The organism is Rhodococcus ruber NBRC 15591, assembly GCF_001894945.1.
GTDB classification, from domain to species: Bacteria; Actinomycetota; Actinomycetes; order Mycobacteriales; family Mycobacteriaceae; genus Rhodococcus; species Rhodococcus ruber.
In genome coordinates, this window is record NZ_BCXE01000034.1 from 152574 (window position 1) to 177809 (window position 25236).

The 25236-nt window shown below is 70.2% G+C and carries 28 protein-coding genes; 12 read left to right on the top strand and 16 right to left on the bottom strand.

Features of this window, described 5'->3' with window-relative positions:
• Positions 1 to 71: 71 nt before the first annotated feature.
• The 4 genes from RR3_RS20675 to RR3_RS20690 all read right to left on the bottom strand — a co-directional run bounded on the left by RR3_RS20675 (position 72) and on the right by RR3_RS20690 (position 3103).
• Positions 72 to 749, bottom strand: coding sequence for a hypothetical protein (locus RR3_RS20675; RefSeq protein WP_225222675.1), 678 nt, complete (start codon positions 747 to 749; stop codon positions 72 to 74).
• 187 nt (positions 750 to 936) lie between these two features.
• Positions 937 to 1161: a hypothetical protein gene (locus tag RR3_RS20680; protein WP_244213182.1), complete on the bottom strand. Its 225-nt coding sequence runs from the start codon at positions 1159 to 1161 to the stop codon at positions 937 to 939.
• Between the two features lie 62 nt (positions 1162 to 1223).
• Entirely contained in the window at positions 1224 to 2417 is a 1194-nt protein-coding gene (locus tag RR3_RS20685) for a hemerythrin domain-containing protein (RefSeq protein WP_064066561.1), read from the bottom strand.
• 29 nt (positions 2418 to 2446) lie between these two features.
• Complete coding sequence (locus RR3_RS20690; protein WP_064066560.1) at positions 2447 to 3103, bottom strand: TetR/AcrR family transcriptional regulator; 657 nt, start codon at positions 3101 to 3103, stop codon at positions 2447 to 2449.
• Between the two features lie 419 nt (positions 3104 to 3522).
• Here RR3_RS20690 and RR3_RS20695 point away from each other — a divergent pair, with 419 nt between their 5' ends.
• Together RR3_RS20695 and RR3_RS20700 are read left to right on the top strand one after the other, a co-directional pair.
• The gene (locus RR3_RS20695; RefSeq protein ID WP_230831744.1) at positions 3523 to 4020 is read left to right on the top strand and encodes a GNAT family N-acetyltransferase; all 498 of its coding nucleotides are present in this window, start codon (positions 3523 to 3525) and stop codon (positions 4018 to 4020) included.
• A 296-nt stretch (positions 4021 to 4316) separates the two neighbouring features.
• Positions 4317 to 5999: a PHA/PHB synthase family protein gene (locus RR3_RS20700; RefSeq protein ID WP_017679825.1), complete on the top strand. Its 1683-nt coding sequence runs from the start codon at positions 4317 to 4319 to the stop codon at positions 5997 to 5999.
• Between the two features lie 87 nt (positions 6000 to 6086).
• Here the strand turns inward: RR3_RS20700 and RR3_RS20705 are convergent, their stop codons facing one another.
• Positions 6087 to 6671, bottom strand: a complete 585-nt coding sequence (locus tag RR3_RS20705; RefSeq protein WP_010593480.1) for a helix-turn-helix domain-containing protein — start codon at positions 6669 to 6671, stop codon at positions 6087 to 6089.
• Positions 6672 to 6720: 49 nt separating this feature from the next.
• Here RR3_RS20705 and RR3_RS20710 point away from each other — a divergent pair, with 49 nt between their 5' ends.
• On the top strand, positions 6721 to 7560 hold the full coding sequence (locus RR3_RS20710; RefSeq protein WP_064066566.1) for a class I SAM-dependent methyltransferase: 840 nt from the start codon (positions 6721 to 6723) through the stop codon (positions 7558 to 7560).
• Between the two features lie 38 nt (positions 7561 to 7598).
• On the opposite strand, the gene RR3_RS20715 is transcribed toward RR3_RS20710, so the two are convergent.
• From RR3_RS20715 to RR3_RS20730, 4 genes are all read right to left on the bottom strand, one after another.
• Positions 7599 to 8273 carry a hypothetical protein gene (locus tag RR3_RS20715; protein WP_234420121.1) on the bottom strand — a complete coding sequence of 225 codons (675 nt, stop codon included), beginning with the start codon at positions 8271 to 8273 and terminating at the stop codon, positions 7599 to 7601.
• 46 nt (positions 8274 to 8319) lie between these two features.
• Complete coding sequence (locus RR3_RS20720) at positions 8320 to 9234, bottom strand: TIGR03619 family F420-dependent LLM class oxidoreductase (protein WP_064066559.1); 915 nt, start codon at positions 9232 to 9234, stop codon at positions 8320 to 8322.
• A gap of 25 nt (positions 9235 to 9259) precedes the next feature.
• On the bottom strand, positions 9260 to 10081 hold the full coding sequence (locus RR3_RS20725; protein ID WP_017679820.1) for an SDR family NAD(P)-dependent oxidoreductase: 822 nt from the start codon (positions 10079 to 10081) through the stop codon (positions 9260 to 9262).
• A gap of 77 nt (positions 10082 to 10158) precedes the next feature.
• Positions 10159 to 11127 (bottom strand): NAD-dependent epimerase/dehydratase family protein, encoded by a 969-nt coding sequence (locus RR3_RS20730; RefSeq protein ID WP_096824255.1) that lies wholly within the window; start codon positions 11125 to 11127, stop codon positions 10159 to 10161.
• A gap of 44 nt (positions 11128 to 11171) precedes the next feature.
• On the opposite strand from RR3_RS20730, the gene RR3_RS20735 reads away from it, so the two are divergent.
• The gene (locus RR3_RS20735; protein WP_026137557.1) at positions 11172 to 11816 is read left to right on the top strand and encodes a ScbR family autoregulator-binding transcription factor; all 645 of its coding nucleotides are present in this window, start codon (positions 11172 to 11174) and stop codon (positions 11814 to 11816) included.
• A gap of 17 nt (positions 11817 to 11833) precedes the next feature.
• Here RR3_RS20735 and RR3_RS20740 read toward each other — a convergent pair whose 3' ends face one another.
• Together RR3_RS20740 and RR3_RS20745 are read right to left on the bottom strand one after the other, a co-directional pair.
• Positions 11834 to 12772, bottom strand: a complete 939-nt coding sequence (locus tag RR3_RS20740; RefSeq protein ID WP_064066558.1) for a ScbA/BarX family gamma-butyrolactone biosynthesis protein — start codon at positions 12770 to 12772, stop codon at positions 11834 to 11836.
• Positions 12773 to 13163: 391 nt separating this feature from the next.
• Positions 13164 to 13478, bottom strand: a complete 315-nt coding sequence (locus RR3_RS20745) for a helix-turn-helix domain-containing protein (RefSeq protein ID WP_010593488.1) — start codon at positions 13476 to 13478, stop codon at positions 13164 to 13166.
• A 436-nt stretch (positions 13479 to 13914) separates the two neighbouring features.
• On the opposite strand from RR3_RS20745, the gene RR3_RS20750 reads away from it, so the two are divergent.
• The 5 genes from RR3_RS20750 (at position 13915) to RR3_RS20770 (ending at position 17047) form a co-directional block, all read left to right on the top strand.
• Positions 13915 to 14532: a TIGR03086 family metal-binding protein gene (locus tag RR3_RS20750; protein ID WP_010593489.1), complete on the top strand. Its 618-nt coding sequence runs from the start codon at positions 13915 to 13917 to the stop codon at positions 14530 to 14532.
• Positions 14533 to 14653: 121 nt separating this feature from the next.
• A complete protein-coding gene (locus RR3_RS20755; protein ID WP_017679817.1) occupies positions 14654 to 15400 on the top strand; it encodes a pentapeptide repeat-containing protein in 747 nt (248 codons plus the stop codon).
• Positions 15401 to 15512: 112 nt separating this feature from the next.
• Positions 15513 to 15854, top strand: coding sequence for a hypothetical protein (locus tag RR3_RS20760; RefSeq protein WP_081005064.1), 342 nt, complete (start codon positions 15513 to 15515; stop codon positions 15852 to 15854).
• A 10-nt stretch (positions 15855 to 15864) separates the two neighbouring features.
• Positions 15865 to 16503 carry a dienelactone hydrolase family protein gene (locus RR3_RS20765; protein WP_064066500.1) on the top strand — a complete coding sequence of 213 codons (639 nt, stop codon included), beginning with the start codon at positions 15865 to 15867 and terminating at the stop codon, positions 16501 to 16503.
• 250 nt (positions 16504 to 16753) lie between these two features.
• Positions 16754 to 17047: an ANTAR domain-containing protein gene (locus RR3_RS20770; RefSeq protein ID WP_064066501.1), complete on the top strand. Its 294-nt coding sequence runs from the start codon at positions 16754 to 16756 to the stop codon at positions 17045 to 17047.
• Here the strand turns inward: RR3_RS20770 and RR3_RS20775 are convergent, their stop codons facing one another.
• Positions 17048 to 18658 (bottom strand): hypothetical protein, encoded by a 1611-nt coding sequence (locus RR3_RS20775; RefSeq protein WP_043822247.1) that lies wholly within the window; start codon positions 18656 to 18658, stop codon positions 17048 to 17050.
• Between the two features lie 94 nt (positions 18659 to 18752).
• On the opposite strand from RR3_RS20775, the gene RR3_RS20780 reads away from it, so the two are divergent.
• Entirely contained in the window at positions 18753 to 19076 is a 324-nt protein-coding gene (locus RR3_RS20780; RefSeq protein ID WP_010593495.1) for a hypothetical protein, read from the top strand.
• A 112-nt stretch (positions 19077 to 19188) separates the two neighbouring features.
• On the opposite strand, the gene RR3_RS20785 is transcribed toward RR3_RS20780, so the two are convergent.
• Positions 19189 to 20097 carry an alpha/beta fold hydrolase gene (locus tag RR3_RS20785; RefSeq protein ID WP_371851044.1) on the bottom strand — a complete coding sequence of 303 codons (909 nt, stop codon included), beginning with the start codon at positions 20095 to 20097 and terminating at the stop codon, positions 19189 to 19191.
• A 79-nt stretch (positions 20098 to 20176) separates the two neighbouring features.
• Positions 20177 to 20497: a helix-turn-helix transcriptional regulator gene (locus tag RR3_RS20790; RefSeq protein ID WP_017679815.1), complete on the bottom strand. Its 321-nt coding sequence runs from the start codon at positions 20495 to 20497 to the stop codon at positions 20177 to 20179.
• 218 nt (positions 20498 to 20715) lie between these two features.
• On the opposite strand from RR3_RS20790, the gene RR3_RS20795 reads away from it, so the two are divergent.
• Positions 20716 to 21780: a TerC family protein gene (locus tag RR3_RS20795; protein ID WP_026137555.1), complete on the top strand. Its 1065-nt coding sequence runs from the start codon at positions 20716 to 20718 to the stop codon at positions 21778 to 21780.
• Here RR3_RS20795 and RR3_RS20800 read toward each other — a convergent pair.
• Positions 21764 to 22381: a TetR/AcrR family transcriptional regulator gene (locus RR3_RS20800; RefSeq protein WP_010593499.1), complete on the bottom strand. Its 618-nt coding sequence runs from the start codon at positions 22379 to 22381 to the stop codon at positions 21764 to 21766. The genes RR3_RS20795 and RR3_RS20800 overlap by 17 nt on opposite strands.
• 92 nt (positions 22382 to 22473) lie before the next feature.
• Here RR3_RS20800 and RR3_RS20805 point away from each other — a divergent pair, with 92 nt between their 5' ends.
• Positions 22474 to 23823, top strand: coding sequence for a cytochrome P450 (locus RR3_RS20805; protein ID WP_017679813.1), 1350 nt, complete (start codon positions 22474 to 22476; stop codon positions 23821 to 23823).
• Between the two features lie 15 nt (positions 23824 to 23838).
• Here the strand turns inward: RR3_RS20805 and RR3_RS20810 are convergent, their stop codons facing one another.
• Positions 23839 to 25056, bottom strand: a complete 1218-nt coding sequence (locus RR3_RS20810) for an NAD(P)/FAD-dependent oxidoreductase (RefSeq protein ID WP_010593501.1) — start codon at positions 25054 to 25056, stop codon at positions 23839 to 23841.
• Between the last annotated feature and the right edge of the window lie 180 nt (positions 25057 to 25236).

Below are 25236 nucleotides of genomic sequence, written 5' to 3' on the forward strand. Positions count from 1 at the left end.
ACAGTTCCGCTACCTGGGGCCACGGCGGCGTCCACCCGCCGACAGGAGCCGGCACTTCCCATCTCGGCCGGTCACCGGACGTCATCGAGCAAATTCTGTAGCACCCGCGTGCCGGCGCTACGCTCGCGAGTGTCGAGAGAGTCCATCAGATCCACTGCGACAGCTGCCAGCGGCACCTCTCCCCCACGAAAGGCATCCGCGATCGTCACCGCCCGCACAGTGATGTCACCATCCCCGTCGACGGTCAAACCGAAGTGATCGACAAGACCGTCGTACTCCTCCGCCAGTACATATCCGTCGATCCCTCTCCGGCTCGCAGCCAAACCGAACTTGCTCGCGACGGGGCGTCGTACCAGCGCGCTTGCGCCGGTCAGCACCAGATACTCGGAGAGGTTCGCCGCGCTGCCGGCCCATCCACGCATGCGATGAACCGCCGCACGGCGACGCGCGAGAAATGCGACTTCCTGCGCGCTGGATCGCCGGAGCCGGTGCTTGAGCCGGGCCATCTGCGCCGCCGGTATCCAGTCCACGTCCTCCCCGGACAGCAGCGTCAACGCCGCCCAGGCGACGTCTTCGTTCCAGGGCCGCCCGCGGACCGGGCGCAACTGTGCACGACGGTGCACCGAGCCGGCATCCAGGAGCAGCATGTCACCGATCTCACGCGCTACCACCACTTCGCCGGCGCGAGCCAAGCGGGCGACCTGTCGCCTGCTGACTCCCAGTTCGACAGCTGCGGCCGCTACGGACATCTCCTTCACTCATATATAGTCTCGACTGCGACCATATAACGCAATATTTCCACTTCAATCCCGTTTCTATTCCACCTCTGCAGCGCAGGCGGATCCCCACTCGCACCGGGCCGTCGAACATGGCACGACATGGGGGATGCCACGCGGGAGCGCCTCGATCGCGGCACCGGTCGGGACGAACCGGGGGTCACGCCAGATGCTGCCGGGGAGCGAGCTTCCGGTCGGCTCGGTCCACGGCGGCCCACACCGCGCCGATCTCCTCGTCGTCGGGATCGATGCGCCCCTCGCACGCGAGCAGGTTCAGCTCAAGGAAGCCGTCCGACCGGTTCGCCGGGCCGGCCGCGAACACCATCGGGAGCAGACCGCGGACGCGGTCGGCGCCTTCGTGGAGTGCACGTCGAAAATGTCGCACCGGCAGGATCAGGGCACCGAGCCCTCGTAGCACCCTTCGGACAGATCGGCGTGGCATGCGCGTCAGGTGTATGAGGCAGGAGTCGGCCCTGTAGGCGTGCCGGCGCGGGCCTGCCGCCGCAGCGTCTCCAGGTTCTGTCGCATCTGTGGCCGCATGTCCTGGTGCTGCGGATGCAGGCGGGAGTAGAGCGCGAGCAGGGGGCGGTACGGCAGTACGTCGATCCGGTACGAGTGCGTCACCCGGGTCCCGTCACCGTCGGTCCGGAACACGTAGGACCAGGTGGTCGAGTCGTGGTAGAGCGGGTTGCGCCGGTCCGAGACGGTGTGGAATTCGAACCTCTCGCCAGGATCGGCGGCGGTCACCTCGCAGACCCGGGACCAGCGTATGTGATGGGCGCGGTTGCGTCCGCGGAAGCGGGCCCCCACCGTCCCCGGCGATCGTCCCGGCGGCCACTCGCAGCTGCGGCACTCGGGGCTGCGCTCCCCGATGCGCGTGACGTCGGCGACCGCGTCGTACAGCTGCCGGGCCGGGGTGTCGATCCGCAGTTCCACCGACCCCTCGGTGCGGGGCGGCCGGTGCAGCCGCGGGCCGACATCGACGTCGGCGCCCCACCGAGCGGCGCATGCCCGCCGATACGGTCGTGCGAACGCATGCCGCAGCAGGAACCGAGTAGCGGGGCCGACCTTGCCGACGGCGACGTCGTAGTCTTCCCGATCGACCCCGTCGACCACCCAGTGAGCTTCGATCCCCAACTCCCGCTTCGTCTTCGAGGCAATGAACACCTTCTGCTCCACCTCGTCCCACTGACGACGGGTCAGGGTCCGGGCGACGACCGGCATCATCTCGTCCTCTTCGCGCTGCAGATGCGGCAGCAGTACCTGTTCGAGTGCGGTGAGGGCATGCACCAGATCTTCTCGGGCCGCGGGATCGGCACGGTAGTCGGTGGCCGCAGCGGTCACCCGTTCGATCTCGGGGCCGATCCGCGCATGGTCGGCGTCCATCTCGTCGAGCAGGGCCTCGGCGGCCGGGTTCACGGCGCGCACCAGGGGCCACAGTCCCTGATCCTCGCCGCTGTGGTGCAGGTGCAGGAACTGCATCATCCACACCAGATGATCGGCCAGGGCGACCCGCTGGGTCCGTTCGGGCGCAGGCGCGGTACGCAGTACCTGGGCGGCGCGCGTCAGATCGCGGCGCAGCGCGCTGTGCACGACACGCATGATCCGCGTGTCGGCGGGGGGCAGAGTGTCGGTTGTCATGTTCGTCTCCAGCCATGGGCACCCGAGTCTCACCCCGGGCGATCGAGAATTTCTTCGATGCGGTCGATGAGCCACGCCTCGTAGCGGACCCGACTCCAGCCGCATCCTTCGATGAAAAGGGCGTAGACCTGGTCCCCGGCCTGAACCCACAATTCGTCGACCTGACCGGGATCCGGGTGGCGGCCCAGAATCACGCCGACGACGTCGGCGATCGAGAGCCTGCGTTGCCGCTCCAGATCGGCAACCACCGCGGCGAGCGCGGGATCGACCGTCGCCCCCTGGCGCAGTGCCGCGGCCAGGCGATGGAGGCGCGCGTTGATCAGGGCAATCATGCGCGCGGTGATCTCGATGCGCTCGCCGGTCGTGCGCCCGGCACCGATCGCCGTGTAGGCGGGCCGGGCGGCCAGTGGCACCGGCGCGTCGTCGCCGACGACGGCGACGTCCAGCGCCGACTTCAACAGATCCGCCTTGGATCCGAACGTTGCGTAGACGGTTTCGACGGACACCCCGGCGGTCCGCGCGACCTCGCGCATCCCGGTGCCGACCCAGCCGCGCTCGGCGAACAAGCGGGTGGCGGCCTCGAGCACGACCCTCCGCGTCTGGGCTGCCTGCATCCGGCGCAGCGAAGAGCGGTACCGGCGAGTTCCGGAGCCGCCGGCCGTCGAGTCGTACTCGACCGTGGCCATACCCCGATTCTAGAACGTACGCGTTTTCGATACAATACTGTTCCAGTGATTTCCGGGCCCGTCCGAATCCGAATACATCCCCAGCACCACCCCTTTCGTCACCCTGGGCGGCACACTGGTCCGGGACGGCCGAACGGACCATCGACTGTTCGACGGCCGTCCGACTGCAATCCCGTTCGCACACAGTGACATACACTGCACCACGCCGGTGCAGCAACAGATCCGTGGTGATCGCCGGCTCCCCGATCGGGGTGCCGAACTCGAACTCACGCCCCGCGGCCGAAGGGTGGTCGCTGTCGCCGCGGCCGGTGCCCTCGAGCGTCGGACCCCACGGTGAGCGCCAGACAGTTCCGGACGTCCGTAGACGGAGCGATGCACGTCTGCGCCGTCATGTTCGGGACGAACGGTAGTCTCGAACCGTGCAGGAGGCTGCGAGGTTTCACGTGCGGGAACCGGAGCCCGCCGATGCCGAGGCGATCGCTCGAGTGCAGGTCGCCACCTGGCAGGCAACCTACGGCAGCCTCCTCCCCAGCTCGTACTTCGACGCCACCGCGCTCGAGCAGCGCACAGCCATGTGGCGCTCCGTACTGAACGGGCTGCACCGTCCGCCACGACTCCGCGTCGCCGAAACACACGGAGACATCGTCGGGTTCGCTGCTGCCGGCCCACCGATCGAGGACGACGACCCCGTCCGAGACCTCCAGCTCTACACCCTCTATCTCCTCCCCGAACACCACGGAAGCGGTGCCGGGCAACTACTTCTCGATGCCGTTCTCGTCGGAGAACCCGCTCAACTGTGGGTTGCCGAGGACAATCCCCGCGCCCACAGCTTCTATCGCCGTAACGGGTTCATGCCCGACGGTACGGAGAAGATCTTCCCGCACGCCCCTCTGGTCGCGGTCCGACTCGTCCGATAGCTGCCCCTCATACCGAGCAAGTGATGCGCACACGCCGCCCGATGCGGGCATCACTTGCCACCGCACATGCAACAACGACTCCGCCCCGAGTGGCGGTGGCGCCCCGCCGACCGGCTCGTAACACGTGGACGTGATTGCGAACTGGACGCTTGTCACGATCACCGGACGGGGGCCCGGCACGGCCGGTACCGGCCCGAGTGGCCCGGTTCCGACGACTGCACCTGTCGCCTACGCAATACCCGGCCGCTGGGACACCGATCCGGTGCGACAATCCAGGTGTCGAAGGGAGGCGCGAGATGACCCAGACACGATCGGTGATCGGGGACAGCGTCGAGGAGTCGATCGGCGGCGGCGAGGACGTCGCGCCGCCGCGGCTCGGGGCGGCCGTCGGTGCCCTGGCCGACGTGTTCGGTCACGGCCGGACCGTGGCCCGGCACGGCGCGGCGTTCGGCAAGGAACTGGCGAAGATCGCCGCCGGTCGATCCACGGTGGCCCCCGCCGAGGGGGACCGCCGGTTCGCCGATCCGGCGTGGAGCACGCACCCGGCCTACCGCCGGCTCGAGCAGACCTACCTGGCCGCCACCGACGCCGTCGACGGCGTCGTCGCCGACGTCGGCCGCGGCATCGACCCACGCCGGGCCGCCGAGGCCAAATTCGCCGCCGACATCCTCACCGCCGCCCTGGCGCCGACGAACTACCTGTGGACCAACCCCGCCGCGCTGAAGGAGGCGTTCGACACCGCCGGCCTCAGCCTGGTGCGCGGCACGAAGCACTTCGTCTCCGATGTGGTCGAGAACCGGGGCATGCCGTCGATGGTCCGACGCGGCGCCTTCACCGTCGGCACCGACCTGGCGGTGACCCCGGGGGCGGTGATCTCCCGCGACGAGGTCGCCGAGGTGCTGCAGTACACCCCGACCACGGCGACGGTCCGCCGCCGGCCGGTGCTCGTGGTGCCCCCGCCCATCGGCCGGTACTACTTCCTGGACCTGCGCCCGGGACGCAGCTTCGTCGAGTACAGCGTCGGCCGGGGCCAGCAGACCTTCCTGCTGTCGTGGCGCAATCCCACCGCCGAGCAGGGTGACTGGGACTTCGACACCTACGCCGGGCGGGTGCTGCGCGCGATCGACGAGGTACGGGAGATCACCGGCAGCGACGAGGTGAATCTGATCGGCTTCTGCGCCGGCGGGATCCTCGCCACCACGGTGCTCAACCATCTGGCCGCCCGGGGCGACGACCGGGTGCACAGCATGGCGTATGCGGTGACGATGCTCGACTTCGGCGATCCGGCACTGCTCGGCGCGTTCGCCCGGCCTGCCCTGATCCGGTTCGCCAAGGGCCGGTCCCGCCGCAAGGGCCTCATCAGCGCCCGGGACATGGGCTCGGCGTTCACCTGGATGCGCCCGAACGATCTGGTGTTCAACTACGTGGTCAACAACTACCTCATGGGGCGCACCCCGCCGGCCTTCGACATCCTCGCCTGGAACGCCGACGGCACCAACCTGCCCGGCGCCCTGCACGGGCAGTTCCTCGACCTCTTCCGGGACAACCTGCTCGTCGAACCCGGCGCGTTCACCGTGCTGGGCACGCCCCTCGACCTGACGTCGATCACCGTACCCACCTTCGTCTCGGGCGCGATCGCCGATCACCTGACCGCGTGGCGCAACTGCTACCGCACCACCGAGTTGCTCGGCGGCGACACCGAGTTCGTGCTCAGCTTCTCCGGGCACATCGCCAGCCTGGTCAACCCGCCCGGCAACCCGAAGGCGCACTACTGGACCGGTGGCACACCGGGCCCGGACCCCGATGCCTGGCTGAAGGGCGCCGAGCGGCAGCAGGGCAGCTGGTGGCAGGCCTGGGCCGACTGGGTGCTCGCCCACAGCGGGGAGGAGATGCCCGCGCCGAGCGCGCCCGGCAGTGCCCGGCATCCCCCACTCGAGGCCGCCCCCGGCCGATACGTACGCGACCTACCCCCCGACTGAACGTGTCTCTCACGGATCACATCTCGGTGACGACACGATGCATGTCGGGGCCGAGGGGCCGTCGGTGATGTCGCGGTAGCGCCGGCGTCACGGCCGCGACGAGCCGTGCTCACCGTGGAGGTGGGCACGCTCGCCGTCGTGGTCGAAGATCGTGAGAATTTCCACCGGACCGTCGTGGGCACCGATGACGTGCGGGACCATCGTCGAGAACGCGGCGGCCTCGCCGGTCCGCACCAGCACCGTCCGCTCGCCCAATTGCAGCCGGGCCGTGCCGGCGAGCACGGTGAACCACTCCCGGCCCGGATGCACCGCCGCCGCACCGGTTCCGGTGGGCCGGTCGGGGGTGATGCGCATCTTCGCCACCGTCACGCCGTGCAGGGCCCGCTCCCGGGACAGCAGCCACGTCGTCACCCCGGGCATGTGCTCGGGCTGCGGCCGGATCACCACGTCCTCGTCCTCGGCGGATTCGACGAGCTGATCGAGCGTGGTGCCCAGGGCCCGGGCGATCGGCACCAGTTGATCGAGAGCGATCCGGCGGTTGCCGGTCTCGATGCGGCTCAGCGTCGACGGGCTGAGCCGGCAGCGGGCCGCCAGCGAATCGAGCGACCAGCCGCGGGCCAGGCGCAGGCTGCGGATGCGGCGGCGGATCACGGCGTCCAGATCTTGCGTCATACGCAAGATGGTATGCGTTATAGGCACCACGGCCGCTACCGTGAGCGACATGACGCACCACACCCACTCTCCGGGCCACCCGCACACGCATCACGAGGCCGGGCTGGCGGACCTCCTCGACCTCGACGCCGAGGTGCTCGGCGCGTATCTGGACGAGGTGACGGCGTGGGCCGAACCGTACGCCCCGGCCCGTCCCCGGGTGATCGCCGACGTGGGGGCGGGAACCGGAACCGGCAGCGTGGCTCTCGCCCGCCGATTCCCCGACGCGGAGATCGTCGCGGTCGACCGGTCGGCATCGATGCTCGACCGCGTCCGCGCCACCGCCCGCGAACACAGCCTCGCCGAACGCATCCGGACCGTCCTCGCCGACCTGGACACCACCCGGCTTCCGGTCGACGAGGTCGACCTCGCGTGGGCGGCCTCGTCGCTGCACGAGGTCGCCGACCCGGATCGGGTGCTGCGCGACCTCCACGCCGGCCTGACGCCCGGCGGGTTGCTCGTCGTCGTCGAGATGGACGAGCTGCCGCGCTTCCTGCCCGACGACACCGGACAGGACCGGCCCGGCCTCGAGGAGCGCTGCCTTCGGGCGCTCACGGAGGCAGGGTGGAACGCCCACCCCGATTGGCACGCCCACCTCGAGCGCGCCGGGTTCGAGGTCGCCGACCGGCAACGATTCTCGACGGAAGCCACTGCGGCACAATCGAACACGGTGCGGTACGCATCGACCTACCTGGCCCGCATCCGCGACGCGCTCGACGATCGGCTGGACAGGGACGACCTCGACCGGCTCGATCGCCTGCTGTCGCCCGGCAGCCCCGAACACCTGGCGCGGCGACCGGATCTGACGGTCCGCAGCGTCCGCACGGCGTGGGCCGCCCGGCGGCCCTGACCCGACACCGTCCGGTTCGGACGGCGAACAGTGCGCGACTACTTGCGTGGCCTGTCCCCGAAGGGCAGCACACCGTCGACGTCCGCGATCTCGAAACCGAACCGCACGTCGTCGCCTCGTCGGGCGGCGTACACCTTGCGAATCCCGGCCGGCAACGGCGGCAACGGAACCCGCCGAGCCGCGACGACCGGTACGAGCAGGCCGTAGCAGCGCAGGCGCAGCAACTCCACGTAGGCGACGTCGTCGACGACCGCCCCGTCCACGACGGCGCTGACGTTCAGCCGACGGTGATCGGCGCGGATGTCGTCCCCGTGACTCAGCCGCCACGGCGTGTCGAGGGAGTTGAACCAGTCCAGCACGACGGTGATCGGTGCGACGCCCTGCACGTCGAGACGCGCCGCGCTGATCCGGGTGGACAAGCCCGGCACGATCCGCAGCCCGTGTGCGGTCACCGTCAGGCTGTCGATGCGCCGGTCGTCCCAGTCGAGTCGGCTCAGCCGCACGCGGGCGCGCAGATGCGCGCGGTCACGACGGATTCGGACGCCGTCGACGACGGCACGTAGCGGCGCTCCCTGCACGGTCGTCTCGACCGGACGGCCGGCGTACCGGAGGGCGAGACCGCGGCCGAGCAGGTCGACGAGGGTGTCGGGAACCAGCGCGGTGACAGTGCCCGCGCCGAGTTCGGCGAGCGGCTGCATCCATGCACGTTCCACCCCGGCATGATGCCACCGCACCGCAGGTCGTGGTGGGACCGTCGCTCTAGGCTGCCGCCTCCCGCAGCACCGTGACGAGCGTCCCGAGCCGGTCCGCGGCCCGGTCCGGATCGGGATGCACCATGGTCAGCGGGACCATCACATCGGTGACGCCGACGGCAAGGAGCTCTTTCACCGCCCGAGCGGTCTCCGGCACGGCGATCTCGCCGCTCGCCTCGTGCACCACCTGCAGCCGCCCGCGGATCTGCAGGTGGTCGGGGTCGCGTTCCTCCCGCTCGAGCGCGGCACGGAGCAGGTCGCGGCCCCGCTGCAGCTCGTCCGGTCCGGCACCCATGATGGGAATCCACCCGTCGCCCCAGCGGGTGAGCCGGCGGATCACCGGTTTCGACAACGATCCCGAGACCCAGACCGGGATCCGCCGGTCCCCGGGGCGCGGCGAGCAGTACACCTCGGTGAAGGCCACGCTGGGCCGCTGCACCGAGGCCGGGGCGTGCTCCCACAGGGCCCGGCAGGCGGCGAGCGTGTCGTCGAGCAGCGGCCCGCGCTCGCGGAAGCTCAACCCGGCCGCCTCGTATTCCTTCTCCTGCCAGCCGGTTCCGACGCCCAGGTCGAGCCGCCCGCCCGACAGGTGGTCCAGGGTGGCCGCGGTCTTGGCGAGCACGGCCGCGCCCCGCAACGCCGCGATGATCACGCCGGTGCCGAGGCGGATCGTGCGGGTCCGGCCGGCGATCACCGCCAGCACGGTCATGGGTTCGAGCCACATCGCATCGGGTTCGGTGGCGAACGGTCCCCACGCGTAACCGGAGGTGTCGGACCCCATCACGACGTGGTCGGTGACGTCGACCCGGTCCACCCCGCTCTCCTCCGCCCGGACCGCGACGTCCACGAGGTGGGCGTAGTTGTCGCGGGCCAGCACGTCGCCGAAGTTGGGGAGATTGACGCTCAGGGTGGGAGGATTCACGCGAAAGGTCCTTCGGTGGTAGGGATCAGGGCGCGAGGGGACGATTGGTCCACGACCCGTCGGCGCGGGCGAACCAGCCGCCGGCCGCGTAGCTGCCACCGTCGACGTGCACCGTGGACCCCGTCACGTAGCGGGAGAGGTCGGAGGCGAGGAACAGAGCCGGCCCGGCGACGTCCTCGGGCCGGCCCGGACCGCCGAGCGGCGCCCAGCCCGGCCAGCGGTGCCGGTCCGCCTCGGGCACGAGCCGCTCGTACGGCACCTGCGGCGTCTCGATCAAGTCGGGTGCGATCGCGTTCACCCGGATGCCGTGCCGGCCGACCTCGAGGGCGAGACTGCGGGTGAAGTGCCGCAGCCCGGCCTTGTACGTGCCGTACACGACGTGCCCGGGAATGCCCCGGTGCGCCTCGACCGTGGTGACGTTGACGACGGAACCGCCCCTCCCCCGGTCGATCATGCCGGGAAGGACGGCGCGGGTCATCCGCAGGGCGTGGTCGAGGTTGACGCGGGCGAGGGCTTCCCACTCGGATTCGTCGGCCTCCGCGAAGGGCGTCGCGGCGCGGAGGAAGTCGCCGACGTTGTTGACGAGCACGTCCGGGTCATGGGCGGCGGCCTCCGTCGCGACCGCCGGGTCCGCTGCGTCACCGACGATCGGAACCGCGGCGGGCACTTCGGCGGCGAGCTGCTCGGCCGCCCGGCGATCGGTGTCGACGAGGACGACGCGGGCACCGTGCTCGGCGAACAACCGCACGACGGCCGCGCCGATGCCGTTCGCTCCTCCGGTGACGACCGCGGTCCGTCCGGACAGCAGTGGATGCGACGGAGTGTTCGAGCTCGGCACGGTGGTCACCGTCGCGACGGTAGCCGTCCCGCCCCGGCGGCATCCGGCGGTTTCCCGGTGGCCGGGAACGGCGCCGTGCCCACCCCTTACGGAGCGAAGGCCGGGGGTGGCACGCGCAGCCCGGTCTCCCGCCAGATGCGCGTCGCGTCGTAGTAGTGGTCGTGGCCGGCGAGATCGATGTGCCGCTCCGTCAGTCCCCGCTCCGCCGCGAGGGCCACGGCCTCGTCGTACCCGAGACTGGTGCTGGGCAGGTCGAATCCGGCGTCGCGCGCGACGGCCGAGGCGAGTGCGCGCACACTCACCGGCTCGGGGTGGGCGGCATGCAGGACAGCGCCGCCGGCCCCGGGACGGGTGCCGCGAACCGCGAGTGCCGCGATCAGGCGGCCGAGATCACCGACCGAGATCACCGACAGCAACGGGCGTCCGTCCTCGACCCACGCACCGAGACGAGTGAGGATCTGCGCGATTCCGGGCACGAACCAGCGGTCTCCGGGTCCGTGGACGAAGGCGGCGCGCACCACCGTGCCCCCGTAGTCCCGCACGGCCAGCTCGGCCGCGAGCCGGCTCGCACTGAGCACCGAGACCGGGTTCGGCACGACGGCGTCCTCGGCGACGCCGCGGTGCGGGCCCGGTCCGTAGACTCCGATCGTGCTGACGTAGATCACGTGGGGCCGGTGCTGCCGGTTCGCTGCCGCCAGCAGGTTCTCGGTCCCGGCACGGTTCACCTCGTCGCACGTCTGCGGGTCCGATCCGGTGTACGAGGCCGCATGCACGATCACGTCGGCGGCGGCGATCACGGTGCCCAGGGACGGCGGTTCGGTCAGGTCCGCCGCGATCCGTCGCGTCGCCGCGGCGGGCACGTCGTCGGGTCGTCGCGCGACGGCCATGCAGGGCACACCCGCCTCCGTGAGCCCGGCCAGCACGGCGCCGCCGACGAAGCCGGTCGCGCCGATCACCGCGATTCGCGGGTGCTGCGCCGAAGGTTCGTCGCGGCGGCATTCCGGGGCGGCGGGTACGATTCGGCCGGGTGGGGGAAACCCGATGGGGTTCGTCACGATGCACCTCGTCGGAACACAGGGTGGGAACGGAGTGAGGACGGATGGCTCAGCAAGCGCGGGCGGTGGCTACCAGGCAGCAGATCGTCCTGGGCGCGGCAGAGAACTTCGAACGATCGGGCTACGAGGGCGCGAGCCTCGGGGCGATCGTCGAGAGCTCGGGTATCACCAAGGGTGCTCTCTACTTCCACTTCCGGTCGAAGGACGAGCTCGCGCAGGTCGTGATCGAGGAGCAGCATCGCATCTCGATCGCCGCGGTCGAGGCCATCGCGAACCTCGACATTCCCGCGCTGGAACAGATCGTGATGCTCTCGCACGAGATGGCGCGCCAGATGATCGACGAGCCGATCGTGCGGGCCGGAATCCGTCTGACCCTCGAACTCAGTGCCACCGACGGGCCCACCGGTCCGTACCTGGACTGGATTGCCGCCTGCGAGAAGCTCACCGAGCAGGCGATCGCCCAGGGCGACATCCTCGACACGATCGACGCGGCCATGCTGGCCCGGTTCGTGATCTCCGCCTACAACGGTGTCCAGCTCGTGTCCAACGTGCTCACCCACCGGCAGGATCTCGAGCAGCGCCTCGACGAGATGTGGATCCTGCTGCTGCCCGCCGTGATGCCCGCCGACCGCCACGGTGAGATGCCGCGGATCCGCGCGGCCCGCTGGACGCCGCCGTCCGGCGACTGAACGACGGTCGCCGGCGGTCAGCATCGCGACCGGTCCGGCGCGAGCCGCACGACGCCGCTCGCCAGGACCTCGCCCCACTGCTCGACGGTGGTGCGCACGATCCACGGATCGTGCGCATCGATTCGCGCCACCACGTTCGCGGGCTCGTCCAGTTCCACGAACCGGTGATAGGTGGCCTCGATGAGCGCGATATCCGCGTCCGGACACCCGCACGCGGCGCGGGCGCTCTGCCGGAACGCTTCGAGGAGGAGCATTCCGGGCACGTGGTCGCTGGGATGGTCGAACAGGACGGGGTGCCGATCGTCGACCCGCAGACGCCAGCGGTTCTCGGCGTACTGCGGTCCGAGGACGACGTCCACGGGCCGGGACTGGCCGACGACGACGGGGGAAATCGACGGGGGGCAGACGGGATCCCCGATCCGGCGGGGGCCGGCGCCGTTCCAGCGCAGCCGCTGGTAGGCGTCCGGGGTGAGGACGTTGGCCACCCCCTCTCCCGTGCCCACCCGCTGTCCGTCGATCGCGAACACCACCGTGAGGTCGAACTGGGAGAGCAACCCGCCGCGATAGACCGGGTCGTCGAGGGAGGCGTCGAGCACGACCTCTGCGGCTCCGGCCCCGATGGCCAGCGCGTCCACCGCCGCGTCCACCCGCAGGGTCTGCATGACGAACGGATGGCCGAGCGGCACACGATACTGCGTATGCCCCAAGTAGATCGCCGTCTGGCGCAGAGTCTCGGCGATCAGCATGGCGTCGTAGCGGCCGGTTTCGGTCCGGTAGAAACCGTGCAGCCGTGGCCATTGGGCACCCAGAAGGAATCGGTGGGCGACGCCGACGGACGTGCAGTCCGTCAGGAACACCTCCGACACCGATTGCCGATGGACGTACCGCCTGGGCACCGTCGACTCGAAACCGAGGACGGGACTGTTCCGGGGCACTGCGTCCGCATCCACGGTCATTGTCGCTTCTTTCATTGCAAACCGGCCGGACTGCTTTTATCGAGGGACTATAGACGACCGGGACGAATCGGGAGACGCTCGCGTCCGGTAGCCGGCACCCTCGTGGGGAACGGTTTCCGTCCCCCGTCGATCGCTCGGATGAATTCTTCGAACTCCACAAACCGATCGACCGGTTTATGCTAACGTGTAGTGCAGTCGGGAAACAAAAAGGGTCGGCCGTGGAGCACGCGGAGGGGTGTTTCCGATCGACCCGAGATCACGGATCACGGCACCTCCGCGTCGCCGGGACTATACGAGGGGTAGTCCCAGCGGCGCGGAGGCGTGTCTGCCCCCCCGCATCGAGCCTGTACCCGCCCGGCCGGAACCCGGTGCTCCAGTTGCCCCGGGTGCTCTAATTACTCGGAATCCGGCTCCGCGCTTCGGCGAGCTGATCCTCGAGGCAGACGATGCGGCACGCCGCGTCCACCGCCGTGCCGCTGTCGACCAGTTCCCGCACCCGCGCGACGATGCGGAGCTGGTTGCGGGAGTAGCGGCGGTGGCCTCCCTCGGAACGGTGCGGAACCACGAGGCCGGGGGCATCGAGACTACGGAGGAAGGCGGGGGTGACGCCGAGTGCCGCAGCGGCGCGGCCCATGCTGAAGGCAGGGTAGTCATCGTTGTCGAGTTCGTTGGTGACCGCGGGAGTGCGGTCGTCGGTCGGATCCACGTGCCCTTCGTTGCTACGAGAGGGAACCCCGGCACGTGCAGCGCCGGGGTTCGTGACGGTTATGACAATGCCGGCCTCGACCGGCACGAGGAAATGACATACACGAGTTCGCAATCCCGATGGATACGCATCACCAGCCTCTCGCTCTGTTCTCCGGTGGCGACGTGGTCGGCCTCCCAGAGTCCGCCCCGTCGCGCCGTCGGGGTGGAGCCGCAGAACCGAGTGCGGCTCCACCCCTCTGCAACTTCAACTTCGCCGGCAACCCGTCGGTTGCCCCTCTTCCGGATCCTTCGCGTTGACGCCCTCGATATTATCGGCCGCGCTATCGAAAGTCTACTGTTGCGACTGCAGTTTCTTTCGGCTGCCGCAAGGCCGCCCTTCGATCCTGTCGGACCGGTGCGGCACCATGAGCGCACCGCCGCCGGAAGGAACGCTCATGCCCGAGATCCTCGACCTGGCACCGGCCGCCCACGAGATGGCACGGCTCGTCGGCGCGCTCACAGACGAGCAACTGGCCCGTCCCACCCCGTGCGCGGGCACGACCGTCGGGGACCTCGTGGATCACGTGGGCGGGCTGTCCCTGGCGTTCACCGCCGCCGCGGGTAGAGCTGTCGGCGATCACAGACCGTCGGCGGATGCCTCCCGGCTCGGTGACGACTGGCGCGTCAGGATCCCCGGCCAGGTCCTCGCCCTCGCCGAGGCGTGGCACGACCCCGGCGCATGGACCGGAACCACCCGGGCCGGCGGCGTCGACCTGCCCGGGTACGTCGCGGGAGTCGTGGCGCTCGACGAACTCGTGATCCACGGCTGGGACATCGCGACCGCCTGCGGCCGGAAGTTCTCCTGCGATCCCGCCGCGCTGGCCGCGTGCCTGACGTTCGTCGCCGCGACCACCGACGAGGAACGCGCAGCCGGCGGGCTCTTCGGGCCGGCCGTCGCGGTTCCCGACGACGCCCCGGATCTCGACCGCCTGATCGGGCTCAGCGGACGCGACCCGTCGTGGCGTCCGCCCCACGACCGCCGGGAGCCGACCCCGCGCGACGGTCCGGACTAGGCTCGGCGGGCGCCCCGACCACAGTCCGCCCGCCCAGAAAGGCACGCATTCCTTGCCCGACCACCCCACTCCCCGCCCGGAACTACTGGCCGACTGCGCCGACTGCTTCGGATTGTGTTGCGTGGCTCTGCCGTTCGCCGCGTCGTCGGACTTCGCGATCGACAAGGACGCGGGCCGGCCCTGCCCGAACCTGCAGGACGACTTCCGCTGCGGCATCCATCGGGACCTGCGGAGCCGGGGCTTCACCGGGTGCACCGTCTACGACTGCTTCGGTGCGGGCCAGAAGGTTTCACAGCTCACCTTCGGCGGGGAGGACTGGCGGCGCTCGCCGCAGCTCGCCCGGCAGATGTTCGACGTCTTCCCCGTCGTGCGCCAACTGCACGAGCTGCTGTGGTATCTCGACGAGGCGGCCGCCCTGCCCACCTCCGGGCCGATCCGCACGGACCTGCGCGCTGCGCGGGCCGCGACCGACCGGCTGAGCAACGGCGACGCCGGCGCGCTCGCCCGCCTCGACGTCGCGGCACACCGGCAGCAGATCAACACCCTGTTGTTGCATGCGAGCGAACTCGCCCGGGCCACCGTGCCCGGTCGCAGGAAGGACCGTCGCGGTGCGGACCTGGTCGGCGCGAAACTCCGCCGGGCGAACCTGCGGGGCGCCAGCCTGCGGGGCGCCCTCCTCGTCGCCGCGGATCTGCGCGAGGCCGACCTGCGCCGCGCCGACCTCATCGGCGCCGACCTGCGCGATGCGGATCTGCGCGGCGCCGATCTCACCGGCAGCCTGTTCCTCGTCCAGTCCCAGCTCGACTCCGCGCGGGGCGACGGCCGCACCCGGCTGCCCGCCACAGTGACCACGCCGAAGCACTGGTAGCGCAACGGGCGAATCGGGCCCGTTGCCCGCGAAAGCCCTCGATCCGGCCGCGATCGGGTGTGCAATAGGTCCCATGAACATCCCCGACCTCCTTCCCACAGACCGCCGCCGGATGGCTCGTGCTGCCGTGGATTCGCTGGGTACCCAGCGCAGTGACCACGCCCTCGTCCGCGTGAAGTGCCCCGCCAGCCACAACGTCGCCACCGTCTACCGCACGCCGGAGGGGCCGGTGCTCGTCGCCGGCGGTGGGCCGACGGCACACGGCAATCGCGACCGCTCCGAGACCGCACATCACGGCGGCTCCCTCGGCTCCGAGTTCGTCGACACTCTCGAGACGACGCAGTTCGAGGACGACGACGTGCCCGCGCGCTGCGCGTGCGGCCCGCACACCCTGTCGCGCCAGGACCTGCAGGACGCGGTCCGCTCGCACACCCGCACGGTCACCCTGGCCTGAGCCGAACCCGATGAGCACCGCCGACAGCGCGCGAGACGTCGAGCTCGAGCTCCGCGACGTGGCCCTGGCCGGCACCCTGACCGTCCCCGCCGGTTCGGACGGCCTGGTGATCTTCGTGCACGGCAGCGGCAGCAGCCGGTTCAGCCCGCGCAACCGGTACGTCGCCGGGGAACTGAACGCCGCCGGTCTGGGCACGCTGCTGTTCGGCCTGCTGACGGCCGGGGAGGAGGGCGACCGCACTCTCGTCTTCGACATCGAGCTGCTCGCGGGCCGGCTCGGCGAGGTGACCGACCTCGTCCGCACGGAGGCCGCGTGGATCGGTTACTTCGGGGCCAGCACGGGCGCTGCCGCGGCGCTGTGGGCCGCTGCGGACCCGGACCGGGAGATCGCCGCCGTCGTCTCCCGCGGCGGACGGCCGGATCTCGCGATGCCTCGGCTCGGCCGGGTCCGTGCCCCCACGCTCATGCTCGTCGGCGGCCTGGACCGCACGGTGATCGAACTGAACCGGCAGGCTGCCGCGGCCCTGCGGTGCGAACACGACCTGCGGATCGTGCGCGGGGCGACGCACCTGTTCGAGGAACCCGGCACGCTCGAGGTCGTGGCGCAGCAGGCGCGGGACTGGTTCCTCGACCACCACCCTCCGGCCTGACCGGCGCGCAACATACATGGTGTCGGAAACCTGTGCAGCTGCGACGAATTCGGACATCGAGGACGGAACACCCGCGGACGCGGCGTCGCCCCACCGGGCTGTGCTGGGTAAACACGGGTACGGTGGACACGACGGCACAGTCCTCGTACTGTGACGGAGGACACAAGACCGGGTAGCTGCCGAACCGGCGGGGTACCCGCACTACAACGAGTTGACACACGCCCAGTGGCGACACCTCAGAGGCGGACAATTGACGATCGAAGCACACCGTGACATCCCCGCGGTACGACGCCTGACGGCACTCGACACCGCGCAGACCCTTCTCCGCTCCGCACGGGGCCGCTCCTACAGCGAAGACCAGGCGTTCGACGAACTGCTCGACGCCTCGATGCGCTTCCACGTCGACATCGTCGACCTGTGCGAAGCCCTCACCGACCTGACCACCACCTCCGACACCGTCCCGGCACAACGGCGCGCCCACACCGTCGCGACCGACCTGTGGGGTGCGCTGATCGACCGGAGTGCCACCACCGTCGAGAACTGATCACCGGACGCGGAAGCTGAGCGTGCGACGGACGAGGTCACCGACCTCGTCCGCCCACGCGAGAATGCCGAGCGTCGAGTCGATGTTCCCCGGTGGCGTCCGCACGAGGGTGTCCCTGCGGATCAACCGCTCGAAGTCCACCGTCACCGGATCGGGGCGCACGCCACCGTTGGCATGGTGGAACCGCACCCCCGCGCGACGCATCACGTTGACCAGTTCCTGCGCGAGGATCCCGTTCGCCACCGACGTCGGGTGCACACCGTCGAGGGAGAACAGCCCGCCCGCGGCCCGGCCGCCCCGGCCGTCGGCCGTCAGGAACCGCGAATCGGGCACGGGGTCGAGCGCGGCGAGCGCGGGCGGGAGCGGGTAGGGGGTCCACCACGCCGGACGGGCACCGACATCCGTGACGAAGCGCCGGGACGCGAGGCGCTCGAGCAGACCGGCCACGTCCAGCAGATACCAGTCCCGTGCCGGGCCGTGCGCACCGGCGCGGGCGTCGGCGACCGCCTGCTCGATGTGCTCGTTGTAGAGATCGATCGCGACGTCCACCGCGTACGCGCCGGCACCCGTGATGTGCTCGTCCTGGGCCGGGTCGAACCGGGACTCCTCGATCCACGGCCGGGTGTAGTAGGGGAAGTAGGGCGAACCCGGTTCCATCTTGTGGCCGAGCCCCTTGGCGATCGGGGCGATGGTGACGTGGGGAATCGTGCACCACACGACGTGCCGCGCCCGGATCGCCGCCACCCGATCGACCACCTCCGCGAACTCGGCCGCGAAATGCTCGGGCCGCCAGATGGTGTAGGCGTCCTTCGCGGTGAGGTCGCGGAAGTCCGGGCCGCTCCAGGAGATACGCAGGTCCGTGACCGTTCCGAGCGCGTTGTTGGAGCCGAGGAACACGACCAGCGTCTCGATCCCGGCTTCCGTCGTGTCGTCGTGGTCGTCGCCCAGGGCCGCGGCCGCGTCGAACACCGTCATCGACTTCGCCTCGTCGCTCCAGCGCGGATACACCCGCAACGCGGCCCGCTCGCCGTTGTTCTGCACGATCTGGTCGAGCAGGTCGTCCTTCGGCGTGGCGATCGCCGCCTCGCACGTCGCGGCGGTCTTGCTCAGGGCGTCGCGCAGGTCCCAGCCGAAGCAGGACAGGTTGTGCCGATACGTCGCGGGCAGCGGCGCGTCCCGACCGGGCCCGCGCTCCCAGTAGTCCTCCACCTCGTCCATCAGCGCACGCACGGCGAACAGCGCGAGGGGCGTCTCCCACACGTTCACCGAGGACCCGAAGCGTCGCTCCAGGTCGCGCAGAAGCAGTTCGATGTTGAGCGGCAACCCGCCCGGACCGGCGTAGCGGGGGTAGCGGAACCGGCGCAGCCAGCCGAGTTCGTAGGCGACGATCGCGGGCACCGAGACGTCGGTGTGGAAGACGGCGCCGCTCTGGAACCCCTGCAGCACCGAATCCCCGATCGCGACGAGCCGGTGCGGTGGGACACCACGGGCGTCGACCTGCACGTCCCGTCCGAGCGCGGGATCCGACACCGGCACCCGGGGGGCGGACGCCGCGCGCACCCGCACGTCCTCGGGCGTGCCGTCCGGGAGATCCATCGGAGTCACCGGCATGTCGTCCTCCCCGGGCCGCAGCTGCGCCTGCTCCGAGCGTGAGCCGCGCGGGGTGGGTTGTCAACGGCACGGCCGGCGGCCAATCCTGTAGGGCATGGCCACCGACGAGGACTTCGCGCACACCGACGAGGCGGCCCGCAACCGTCGGGAGAAGGCGATCGTCCTCGCCCGGTTCGCCTGGGATCGCGGGATCACCGCGGAGGAGTTGCTGGCCCTGAGCGAGGACGTGCGCCGGAAGCTGGCACGGGCGGCGGGGGCGCATCCGCCGCGCACGATGGAGACGTGGACGCTGGTCGCGCGGCTGCTCGACGAGAAGTCGGCATGGGCCGCGCAGCATCCCGACCATCCCGCGGCCTCCCCCACCGCCACGGATGAGAAGATCATGTGGGTGAAGAAGCCACCCCGCCGGTGGCTGTGATCGGCACGCGGGATCCGCACCCGCCGTGCGCACCCGCTCGCGGTGGCGACCGAATGTGACACGCGTTCGATGTGATCGAACGGGTGTGACATTCGGTCGCCACGGCAGCAGCTCAGCGGTCGGCGTCGTCCCAGATCCGCAGGACGGTCGAGAGGATGTCCTCGGACACGCCGAGACCGCCGAGGTGGCTCTCTCCCGGCAGGTGGTGGAACTGGGCGTCGGGGAGCCGGCCCACCACGTGGAGGCCGTGTTCCATGGGGACGATGTGGTCGGTGTCGCCGTGCCACCACCGGACCGGCACCTTGACGTCCTCGAGGCGGAAGCCCCAGTCCCGGGTGAACACCACGACGTCGGCGAAGGGGGCGGCCATCTGCTTGCGGCTGCCGTTGAGCAGATCGTCGAGGAACATCGCCTTGAACTCGGGGCGGGCCAGCAACTGCCGGTCGGCCTCGGGCGAGAGCCGGCCGTACAGGTCGATGATCGGCGACGCGAACGGGCGCACGACCCGGATGATCGAGGTCACGCCCATGCCGATGGGGACGCCCGCGACGGCGAGCAGCGGCGCGACCATTGTGCCGAGCCGCATCAGGCCGCTGCTGATCGCGTCGGGGCCGACGACGGGTGCGACACCCCCGAGTACCCCGGCGGCCATGACCCGCTCGGGCATCGCGTGCGCCGCGGCGAGGGTGTAGGGCCCGCCGCCGGAGAGCCCGACGACCGCCATCCGGTCCACCCCCAGGGTGTCCGCGACGATCCGCAGGTCGTCCGCGAAGGCGAGGACGTTCTCGTAGCGGTGCGGGCTCGATGAGCCGATGCCGGGGCGGTCGAGGCCGATGAGCCGGACGTGCTCACGCTCGGCGTAGCGGCGTGCCTCGACGGGGATCTGCCGGCGCGCCCCGGGGGTGCCGTGCAGCCAGAACACGGCTCGGCCCTGGGCCGATCCGAACTCGGCGAACCCGATCCGGCGGCTGCCCCCGACCGCGACGGTGCCTTCCAGCTTGGGACGTTCGACGTCGATCATGAGCGCCAGCATGCCACGTGACGGCGGCCACACGAGGCAGGTGTCCGTGACGGCGCGTGCCGGACATCTTCCCGGCCGCTCAGCGCAGCGCGTCGATCAGTTCGCCGACGGTGTGCGCGGATTCGAGCGGATGCCGCAGCCGCCCCTCCGGATTCAGCGAGTAGGTGTTGCGGCGGCCCACCCGGGTGCGGGTGAGGTACCCGCCGTCGACCAGATCCGCGAGGATCGTCTGCACGGAGCGCTCGGTGATCCCGATCCGTTGCGCGAGTTCGCGGACGGTGGGTTGTCCGCCCCGCGCGACACACAGCAGCACGTGCGCGTGGTTGGTCAGGAACGTCCAGCCCCGGGCACGGTCCTCGCCGACGGCGGGTGACGAGCGGGCGGAGGAGGTCACCTGCACACCATAGGGCACCACGGTTTCCGGTATTGCTCTTCACTTCCGTGTCCTGCCCCCTTGACAATTAACCGGAAATACTCTTCACTAATCTAAGTTCGCGAAAGGGAGTATCCCTCCGCGCTTCGTCGTCAACTCGGGAGCCGTCCGCCGGCTCTCCGGCGGAGCGGGCTCACCGGAGCCGGGAAAGACTTTCGGCCGTTCGAGGCTGAAAGGTGGTCCTGATGACCGTTCCGTTGTGGTTGTGGGCGGCGGTGCTCGCCGCGATCGTGGCGATGCTGGCCGTGGATCTGTTCGCGCACCGGCGTGCTCACGTGATCGGTGTGCGCGAGGCCGCAGGCTGGTCGGTGTTCTGGGTCGGTACCGGCGTCGGATTCGGCGCGCTGATCTGGTGGCAGTACGGCTCGGAGTTCGGCCAGCAGTACTTCTCCGGCTACCTGATCGAGAAGTCGCTCGCCGTCGACAACGTCTTCGTCTGGGCGATCATCCTGACGTACTTCGCCGTGCCGCGCGAGTACCAGCACCGGGTCCTGTTCCTCGGCGTGCTCGGCGCCCTGGTGTTCCGGGGTCTGTTCATCGCGGCGGGATCGGTGCTGATCGCGAGCTTCGGCTGGATCCTCTACCTGTTCGCGGCGTTCCTGCTCTACACCGGCTACCGGATGATCCGGCAGCGCGACGAGCACCTCGATCCCGAGAAGTCCCGGGCGCTACGGCTGTTCCGCCGCCACGTGCCGATGACCGACGCCTACCACGGACAGAAGTTGCTCGTCCGTCGCGGGGGTGCGCTGCTGGCCACCCCACTGCTTGCGGTACTCGTCCTCATCGAGATCACCGACATCGTCTTCGCGGTCGACTCGATCCCCGCGATCTTCGCCGTCACGGACGAACCGTTCCTCGTCTTCACCGCCAACGCATTCGCGGTGCTCGGACTGCGGGCGATGTACTTCCTGCTCGCAGACCTGATCCACCGCTTCGTGTACCTGAAGATCGGGCTGGCTCTGGTGCTGGTGTGGGTGGGCATCAAGATGCTGCTCAAGATCGACGTGTTCTACATTCCGACGCCGATCTCGCTGGCCGTCGTCGCCACGATCCTGACCGTATCGATCGTCGCCAGCCTGCGCGCCACCCGCGGCCAGGGCCGTCGCGGCCTCGAAGCGCCCACGACGCCGCCGTTCCGGGTGGCCACGGCCGAGGAGACCGCGGCGCTCGAGCCCGTGTGGCGGCTGCCGGGTGCCCGGCGGCGCGCGGAGCGGACCGAGCGCGACGACAGCCTCAGCGGTGAGCGGTGAACACGTACTGGCGGGTCGCGGACTCGACGATCTGATCGGGGGTCACGTCGATCTCCCCGCCGAGCCAGGCGGTCGTGAGCTCGGCGAGACCCCCGACGAACAGGAGCGCGGCGATCTGATCGTGGGGCGGCTGCAGGGCGCGGTCGCCCCACAGTTCGCGGGATTCCACGGCGACGAGGCCGGCGAACTGGCGCAGCAGTTCCCGGCGGCGGACGCGCACGGGCTCGGACCCGGTGGACTCGACGACGGCGACCCGGCCCTTGCGGGGATCGTCGGTCAGGACCGCGACGAACGCGGCGATGGCGGCGCGGGCCCGCTCCTCCGGTCCGCGCTCGGATTCGGCGAGTGCGGCCAGCGCGCGCTCCCGGATCTCGTCGGCGATCCGCTCGACGACGCACACGAGCAGCTCGTCCCGGCCGGAGAAACTCTCGTAGAAGTACCGTTCGGTGAGCCCGGCCTCCTGGCAGATCGCGGTCATGGTGGCACGGTCGCCACCGTCGCGGCCGAACACCGTCAGACCGGCCTCGAGCAACTGCTCGCGGCGGTCGGCGGTGCGCTGCTCGGCGCTCTTTCCGCGGTACTGACGACTGGGCCGGTCCATAGTCGAATCTTGACAGATCACGGCCTGTGATCCACGCTACAGTCAATTGACAGAGCTTCATGTCAGATACGGTCCGACGAATCGGAGACCCCATGACGAAAGTGCTCGCACCCTCCCCGCCCGGTCTGACCGCCGTTCCCGGGGACGCCGGCCTGCCGTACGTCGGGTACGCCCTCGACTACATGCGCAACCCGCTGAGGGCCTACGACCGGCGCTACCGCGAACACGGGCCGGTGTCCTGGTTCCGGTTCGCGGGCCGGCCCTGGGTGGTGCTGCTCGGCCCCGACGCCTGCGGCGCCGCGCTGCAGAACCGCGACCGGGCACTCGCGAACGGTCCGGGCTGGCGCACCCTCATCGGCCCGTTCTTCGATCGCGGCCTGATGCTGCTCGACGGCGACGAGCACCGCACGCACCGCCGGATCATGCAACAGGCCTTCACCCGGGACCGCCTCGCCCGGTACACGGACTCGATGCAGCCCGCGATCGCCCGGGCCCTCGACTCGTGGACGCCGAGCGAGGACTTCCGCGCCTACCCGGCGCTCAAGGAACTCACGCTCGGGCTCGCCACCTCGATCTTCATGGGCGGCGCCGAGGGCTCGTCGGCCACGGAGATGGCCGAGGTGAACAAGGCCTTCATCGGGTGCGTGCAGGCGGCCACCGCGATCGTGCGCTACCCCCTGCCCGGAACCCGCTGGCGCCGTGGCGTGGTGGGCCGTCGCCGGCTCGAGGAGTTCTTCCGGCGCTACCTGCCGGCGCGTCGCGCCGGCGACGGCGACGACCTGTTCACCGCACTGTGTCACGTGGAATCGGAGGACGGCGAACGGTTCTCGGACGAGGACGTCGTCAACCACATGATCTTCCTGATGATGGCCGCGCACGACACCTCGACCATCACGCTGTCCACCGTGCTGCAATACCTCGGTCAGTTCCCCCAGTGGCAGCAACTGTGCCGGGAGGAGTCGCAGGCGCTCGGCACGACGACCCCGACCCTGACGGACCTCGAATCGCTCACCAGCCTGGACCTGGTGATCAAGGAATGCCAGCGGCTCGTGACGCCGGTGCCCGGCATCGTCCGGTACACCACCGCCGACACCGACATCCTCGGCCACTTCGTGCCGCGCGGCACCCTGATCAACGTCGGGCTGCACTACAGCCACCACATGGCCGAGTTATGGCCGGAGCCGGAGAAGTTCGATCCCGGCCGCTTCTCCCCGGAACGCCGCGAGGACCGAGTACACAAGTTCGCGTGGACGCCGTTCGGCGCCGGAGAGCACCGTTGCCTGGGCATGTACTTCTCCGGCGCCGAGATCAAGACGGTGCTGCACCACCTGCTGCTCGGGTACAGCTGGCATGTGCCGTCCGATTACGTTGCCCCACTGAACTTCACGTCGCTGCCGTACCCGTCCGACGGGCAGCCGATCACGCTGCGCCGCCTGCGGTGACGCAGACTGCGGGGGTCAGACGCGGCCCTTGACCATTCCGTGCCAGTACATCGCCGGCAGGCCGTAGCGCTTGAGCAGCCACATGTCGCGGCGATCCTTGGTGGTGTCGATGACCGGAATGCTCGGGGACGGCTCGAGCTCGTAGTCGAACTCCGCGAGCATCATCTTGTCCCGGGCGGTGACGAACGGGCAGGACGAGTACCCGTCGTAGCTCTTGCGCTTGCCGACCCCGCGCATCTCGGCGACCAGGTTGGCGACGAGGACGGGCGCCTGCTTGCGGACGGCGGCGCCGGTCTTCGACGTCGGCAGGTCCGCGACGTCGCCGAGCGCGAACACGTTGGGGTACCGGCGGTGCTGAAGCGTGTGCTTGTCGACCTCGACGTACCCGAAGGGGCTCGCCGGGTTGGCGAGCGGGCTCGCCGCGACCCAGCCGGGCGCGCGCTGCGGAGGCACGGCGTGGAGCATGTCGAACCCGACGATCTCCTCGTCTCCGGTGGCGTTGTTCACGATCGTCGCCTTGCGCGACGCCCCGTCGAGCGCGGTCATCTCCGAGCTCAGGCGCACCTCGATGCCGTACCGCGCGGCGACCCCCTCGAGGGTCCGCCGCCAGGACGGGATGCCGAACATCGAGTCACCGGGCAGGACGAGGATGACGCGGATCCCGTCCAGCAGGCCCTGCCGCCGCCAGTAGTCGGAGGCGATGTAGGCGATCTTCTGCGGCGCGCCGGCGCACTTGATCGGTCCCGCCGGCTGCGTGAAGATCGCCGTGCCGGAGCGCATGTTGCGGATCAGCTCCCACGTGTAGGGGGCGTACCGCGGGGAGTAGTTGCTCGAGACGGCACCGTGCCCGACGGCGTCGGCGAGGCCCGGCACACCGTCCCAGTCGAGGTGCAGTCCGGTGGCGAGCACCAGATAGTCGTAGCCGACGACGGTCCCGCGGTCGGTCGTGACGGTCTGCGCGTCGGGGTCGACGGCGGTCGCGGCGGCCCGGATCCACCGGACGCCCTTGGGGATCAGCTTCTCCTCGGCTCGGCGGGTCTCGTCCAGCGACGCCTGGCCTCCGCCGACGAGGGTCCACAGGGGCTGGTACCAGTGCTCGTCGGAGGGCTCGATCACCGCGATGTCGGTGACGCCGGCCCGGCGCAGGCGCGCAGCGGTCGCGATTCCGGCCGTGCCACCTCCGACGACGAGTACTCGATGTCGCGCGGCACCGTTGCCTGAATGGAGCGACATGTGAACAGTCCTTTCCGTCCGTGACGCAGGCGCGGACGCGGGCTGGGCCTCCACGCCCCTAGATACCCGGTGGGGTATTCACCGACGACTGTAGGCGCGCGGCGTCGGCTCTTCAAGTACCCCGGCGGGTATTTCCGCCCGCTGAAGGTCCCTGCTTTCCGGGACCTTCGTCCCGGCCGG